The 1155-nt window shown below is 74.2% G+C and carries 1 protein-coding gene and 1 pseudogene; one reads left to right on the forward strand and one right to left on the reverse strand.

Going from position 1 to position 1155, the window contains the following annotated elements:
- Positions 1 to 538 (forward strand): MFS transporter (locus APM_RS10330; protein WP_007423319.1); only part of this gene is annotated, 538 nt, incomplete at its 5' end.
- A gap of 8 nt (positions 539 to 546) precedes the next feature.
- On the opposite strand, the pseudogene APM_RS10335 reads toward APM_RS10330, so the two are convergent.
- Positions 547 to 1155 (reverse strand): annotated as a pseudogene (locus tag APM_RS10335) (patatin); the annotation flags it as partial.

Genomic DNA, 1155 nt, shown 5'->3' on the forward strand with positions numbered 1-1155 from the left:
CGTCGTGCTCGCCGGCGCGGTGCTGACGCTCGCCCGCTTCGGCGAGGCGTTCCTCGTGCTGCGCGCCCGCGGCCTCGGCCTGCCGCTGGCGCTCACCCCGGCGGTGCTGGTGGTGATGAACGTGGTCTACGGGCTTGCGGCCTATCCGGCCGGGCGGCTGGCGGACCGGCTGGACCGGCGGGGCGTGCTGGCGGCCGGATTCGGGGTGCTGGTGCTCGCCGATCTGTGCCTCGGCTTCGCGCCGGGCCTTGTGGTGGGCATGGCCGGCATCGCGCTGTTCGGCCTGCATATGGGGCTGACCCAGGGCGTGCTGTCGGCGCTGGTGTCCGACGCGGCGCCGGAGACGGCGCGGGGCACGGCGTTCGGCATCTTTCACCTCGCCGGCGGGGTGGCGCTGCTGGCGGCGAGCCTGCTCGCCGGCGTGGCGTGGAGCCTGGCCGGGCCGGCGGCGACCTTCCTGGCCAGCGCCGGCTTTGCCGTGATCGGGCTCGTCCTGCTCTTCGCGCTGGTGGATGCCGGCCACGCTCGCGCGCGGTAACGGGCGCCTCAGCCGGCGCCGCCGGCGCGCGGCAGCAGATCGTGCCGTTCGAGCGCCGCCCGGAAGGCGGCGACGATATCGCCGGTGATCCGCGCCGAGATGAAGCGTTCGCCGGCGTCGAACCAGAGATTGGCCAGCAGCCCCGAGATCTCGTCTTTCTGCGCGATGGCGAGAAGGGCGGCCACCCGCTGGCCGAGTGCCGGGCGCAGCGTTTCGGGGTCGAGTTGCCCCGCGGGCCAGGGCAGGATGCCGGCATGGCCGCCGGGCGTCGGGCCGAGACTGTCGGGGATCACCGGCAGCCAGTAGGCGGCGGGGGGTGTCGCGCCGTCTACCGTGGGCAGGGGGGCGCCATCGGCATCGAGCGCGTGGCGTTGCCGCTCGGCGAGGCTCCAGCCGTCGAAGAGCGGGTTGTCGGCGCGCAGGATCAGCACGCGGCGCAGATAGTCGCGCATGTTCAGCCGGCCGAGCATGAAATCGTGGACCCGGAAGGCCCGGCAGAAGAAGCCGCCGAAGGCGTGCAGGACGGTGGTGGCGGCGGCGGCGGCGCCCGCCGTCTTGCGGTCCGGCCGGACCGGCACGAGCTGGAAATGGCTGAAGATCCGCGGGTCGGCCATCAT

The organism is Acidiphilium sp. PM (assembly GCF_000219295.1).
Classification (GTDB): Bacteria; Pseudomonadota; Alphaproteobacteria; order Acetobacterales; family Acetobacteraceae; genus Acidiphilium; species Acidiphilium multivorum.